This window comes from Weissella sp. DD23 (assembly GCF_001579105.1).
GTDB classification, from domain to species: Bacteria; Bacillota; Bacilli; order Lactobacillales; family Lactobacillaceae; genus Weissella; species Weissella cibaria.
In genome coordinates this window covers 289,701-294,438 of record NZ_KQ970390.1, presented here as the reverse complement: position 1 = coordinate 294,438, position 4,738 = coordinate 289,701, and the positions used below count along the sequence as shown (strand labels likewise).

Genomic DNA, 4,738 nt, shown 5'->3' with positions numbered 1-4,738 from the left:
TTGTGTTCTTGAAGCTTCTGACTCAACTTCTGCCATTTCTTGAATTGACGTCAATTCGTCATCAACTTCTTCTGGCTTACGAATCCATGACAACACCTGACGGGCTTCGTCAATCTTACCTAACTTCACCAAGAAACGTGGTGACTCAGGCAAACGCAACACACCTAAGAACAAGATCAAAGCCGGTACCGCCGCCAATGACAACATCAAACGCCAAGCGATGTGTTCTGGCAATCCCTTCAACAAGAAGTCCATGACGTATGAAATCAACATACCAGACACGATCATGACTTGATTAATTCCTGACAAACGGCCACGCAATGCTGCGGGTGCCATTTCTGACATGTAAGCAGGTACCAAGGCTGAAGCAGCACCAACGGCCAACCCCAGCAACACACGCGTCCCAATCAAATAACCAACAGCGTCGTGTGGTGATAATCCAGCCAAAACTGACCCGATCATAAACAAGACGGCTGATAGCAACACCATCTTACGACGACCTAGCTTGTCAGACAATTGACCCGCCAAGGCACCTCCAGCAATAGCTCCCAACATCAAAGATGATGTAATCCAACCAACCACTGCGGCATCGTTCAAATTCCAATCACTTTGCAAAAATGGCAAAGCGCCAGTCATAACCCCAATGTCATAACCGAATAGGATTCCCCCAAATGCGCCGAAGAAGTAAATAAATCCGCTTGGGATTTTCTTCTCAGACATGAAACAATTCCTCCAAATGTATAAAAATGATGTGTAAACGCAACAAAACTAATTGTCCGTACAATTGAACAGTAAATCTAACCCCTCGGCCCATTTGTACTGACACCATTCTGTCAAAACGACTTTTCGTTAAAAGAAAACGTTTTCAAGAACATCTTTATTATACACATTGTCCGTACAAATTGTAAAATATTCTGTTAAACCGGACAAATACCGGACGAATTGTTAGTAACGCCCCATTCGTCCGGTATTTGTTATAATAATGTCATGAATAATTTAAAAACCTTACGCGACTTTTTCCAACTTGGCGCAACCGAAGTTAGCCAAGCGTTACAAATTACTGTTGCAGAGCTTAACGACTACGAATCCGGTAAAAAACAACCGGAAATTTTGATGTGGCAACGTTTTGCTGAATATTATGCGGATAAGTTTCACGTTGACGCGTTGCCTGATAACACTGAGCCGATTCATTTCCGTCTTAGTGTTGACTACTTAATGAATATCGGGTTAACCATGAATGATCTCTTGGCCTTCAAATGGTATTTTGATAACACCCGGCCGGAAATTGGTGAATTTACAATCGCGTTATTGCCAGCCAACGGGCAGCCTAAAACGGAACGTCGGACCACTGACTTAGCCACCGTGTTGGACGAATTTGCTGGTTATATCTTGTTGAATCACGACGGCACCATGAATCAATTTATCGATGAACGTCATGATAACAAAGTCAGCGATTGGCGAATTCTGCTGTACAAAAACGAAGAATTCCGCATCGACGTCACACCTGATTTAATCTATTTTGATCAATTAGTTAACATGACGATTATGTAGACCGCATTTAAAAAGTGGCTTGTGAACGGCGTTTTGAGTTCACAAGCCACTTTTTTACTGTCATACTAATCAATTCTCTCTGCTGCTAGCGGCGTAATCAAAAACTGAACCTGATGATTCTGTTCACCCGAAACACGATAGGCTGGTTGCACATCTGCACCCCAGCTATCAATACCGCCAACACCGCGAACGGCACCCAAAATTGAAACAACACCACGTCTTACAGGGGGTAACTCATTCAAATGCGTGGCTGCTTCAAGCTCCAACGGCGAAAAAGGCAGCACTGAGAAAGCAAACGGTTGTGCAAGTTTTTCGATTCGCAGTCCTTGTTGTGCCAAATTTTTTAAGACCACCGAATCCGTTTTAATATGCATCCCCATTTCTTGGGGGACTAAATACGGTGTTATCGGCATTCCCGCGATATCATACGTACCAACCTCACCACCGCGCCAGCGGTCTGGATATGTTTCTCCCGATAGGCCTGTGTAGGTGTACCCTTGCAATGGCGTCGGCGTTACAAATCGTAATCCGAACACCGGTAGTTCTGGTAACCCTTTCCGACCAGTATAGTGTGCCGTCACCTGTAATTTTCCGGCCGGCATCACGGTATAGCTAATGTCAACCGTCGTTTGCGGTTCAGTCGCGGTGGTATACGTAAACACAATCGTCACTGTCGTGGCAAATTGCTGGTCATCATAGTGATTATTTTGTGGCGCAATTGGCTGACCAATGGTTTGCTGGTCGACTGACACGACAAAATTGGTAACCGTACTGAATTGGTCAGCACCAAGCCATTGTGCTGACCGGCGCGAGAAACCATTCCCCCGATCGTTATCGGTCGTGGCACGCCAAAAGGCTGGCTTCGGGCCACGGTATAGCCACTCTTGTCCACCGAATCGTAACGACTCCAGACCACCACGTTCATAACTAAATAAATAACTCACTGCCCGATGATGCACGCCAAGGACACCATCTCCGTAAACAATACGTAATGGCTTAGTTGTCAAATTGTTCATAATAGTACGCTACTTCCTGTAAAGCTGGTTTTGGTTGACGGTCAGCAAAGAATAATCCATTACCGGAAAACTCGTAATCCGAATGGCGATCATTGAAGTCACCACCATAACTTAATACTTGTTCACCTGTTATGGCGTCATGTTGCCAAAGCGCCTGGTCCACATAGTCCCAGACAAATCCACCTGTGTAAGCTGGCGACTGATTGTACAGCGCCATGTATTCATCAAAGCCGCCAACTGAATTCCCCATACTATGCATGAACTCGCAGTTTAGGTACGGTTTGACCGGCTTTTGCTGGAGATACGCTAAAATGTCTGCCGGAGATGCATACATCCGACTTTCAACGTCAGAAATCACTGCATTGAATTGGCGATTGTGAAAGACACCTTCATAATGGGTTAACCGTGTCTTATCGTGCTCCTTATATAATGCATTCATTGCGGCAATATTTTCACCCGCATATGATTCATTACCAAGTGACCAAAATAGAATCGAGACGTGATTTTTAAACTGCTCATAATTGCTACGTGCCCGATCTAGCACCACTTCTCGCCATGATTTATGACTGCCTGGTACATTCACAGAAGGCTCAACGGCGCCCATTTTTTGCCAGGTACCATGAGATTCTAAATTGGTTTCCGCCATAACGTAGACGCCCGCTTCATCCATCATGAAATACCAAGCCATTTGATTTGGATAGTGCGACGTTCGCACCGCATTGATGTGAAACTTTTTTAAACAATGCCACATCTTCTGCCATATCAGCCACCGTCAACGCACGTCCACGGCTTGGGTGCCACTCATGCCGGTTCACACCATTTAAAAACAATCGCCGGCCATTCAACTGAATTTGTTGTTCAGCCGTTACTGAGAGCGTCCGAAACCCAATTCTGTACGGCACAAAGGCTAATTCGGTGCCATCAGCCGCCCGAATAGTCAGTTGCATTTCATATAGTATCGGCGACTGATGCGACCATACTTGTACCTCCGGGACTGACAACTCAAAAATGACGTCATCATTCGCAAGTGGACGTTGGGTCGTCGCCACCACCTGATTATCTGGACCAATGACAACCGCTTCTAGTCGTGCATCTATTAACCCGACGTGTTGCACAGCAACCGTCCCCGTTACTTTCCCCAAGTTGTCAGTAACGGTTGGCACAAAGGACACATCTTGTATATCAACCAGTGCACTTGCTTCTAACCAGACACTCCGGAAGATGCCCGAAAAGCGAAACATATCCTGATCCTCTAAGAATGCCGCTGTGCTCAACTTATAAACAGCCACGGCTAAAAAGTTCTCACCGGGTACCAAGTATGACGTGATATCAAACTCCGCCCGACTGAAACTGTCTTCTGAATACCCGACAAAGTGGCCATTGACCCAAACATACATCGCCTGTTCGACACCTTCAAATTGCAGTCGCACCGTACGATTCGTAAAATATTCTGGCACTTCAAATGTCCGGGTATATTCACCCACCGGGTTATCGCTAGCTTCGCTAAAAATACCGGGATAACTCGTTTCATCTTCATCAATCATTGGTGGTCGCCGATACACCTGGCCATCCCATGGATATAACGTATTAATATACTGAATTTGACCAAAACCTTGTAACTGAATATGGCCCGGCACTTGAATAGAGGTAAAATTTTGCCGAGCAACCTGATTCTTTGGCTCAAAAAATGCCGGCGTACGATGTTGTGGTGTTTCACCATAATGAAATCCCCATGTACCATCCAGCGACTGTCGTAACCGCTGTGACCCATTTCGATAAGCCGATGCCGACTCATATACAGTGTGATCACTACGGGCAGGCAATTTACCAACTCTAAAAACCGTCGGATCATCCAACCATGCTAATGATGCTTCCATAATTCCCCCAATCATGTGTAAACGCTTTCAAATTATAGTTTACACACATTCCACAAAATAACCACCCGGCGTCTTATGACGATTCGTTACTTAATACCAAAACAGCGCCCAAACCGTACCGACAAAATCGGCCGTTTGAGCGCTGTTTATTAATCATTTGTAGTCAGCTTAGTCCGCTGTAACTTCTGAAATTTCAATTGTGTCGTCAACCAAATCAGCTTGCAAAGCCTTAGCATCCAAGTGATCCAAGTAGAAATCAGTCACCTTGTCACGAATTTGTTGTTCAATCACACG

General features: G+C 45.3%; 3 protein-coding genes and 1 pseudogene. 1 reads left to right on the top strand and 3 read right to left on the bottom strand.

The genetic code is table 11. The annotated features are described in order from the left end of the window. Window positions 1-720 (bottom strand): MFS transporter (locus WEIDD23_RS01420; RefSeq protein WP_156469541.1); only part of this gene is annotated, 720 nt, incomplete at its 3' end. A 267-nt stretch (window positions 721-987) separates the two neighbouring features. On the opposite strand from WEIDD23_RS01420, the gene WEIDD23_RS01415 reads away from it, so the two are divergent. Continuing rightward, window positions 988-1,551 (top strand): helix-turn-helix domain-containing protein, encoded by a 564-nt coding sequence (locus WEIDD23_RS01415; protein WP_010373582.1) that lies wholly within the window; start codon window positions 988-990, stop codon window positions 1,549-1,551. A gap of 65 nt (window positions 1,552-1,616) precedes the next feature. Here WEIDD23_RS01415 and WEIDD23_RS01410 read toward each other — a convergent pair whose 3' ends face one another. Together WEIDD23_RS01410 and WEIDD23_RS01405 are read right to left on the bottom strand one after the other, a co-directional pair. Then, window positions 1,617-2,567, bottom strand: a complete 951-nt coding sequence (locus WEIDD23_RS01410) for a beta-galactosidase small subunit (RefSeq protein ID WP_010373585.1) — start codon at window positions 2,565-2,567, stop codon at window positions 1,617-1,619. Next, window positions 2,548-4,444: pseudogene (locus tag WEIDD23_RS01405) on the bottom strand (glycoside hydrolase family 2 TIM barrel-domain containing protein). The gene WEIDD23_RS01410 and the pseudogene WEIDD23_RS01405 overlap by 20 nt, the downstream one beginning before the upstream one ends. Window positions 4,445-4,738 lie beyond the last annotated feature (294 nt).

What these genes read in the sequence shown, in the direction of transcription:
- WEIDD23_RS01410 (WP_010373585.1), bottom strand. Translation starts at nt 2,567, where the DNA reads ATGAACAATTTGACAACTAAGCCATTACGTATTGTTTACGGAGATGGT.
- WEIDD23_RS01415 (WP_010373582.1), top strand. Translation starts at nt 988, where the DNA reads ATGAATAATTTAAAAACCTTACGCGACTTTTTCCAACTTGGCGCAACC.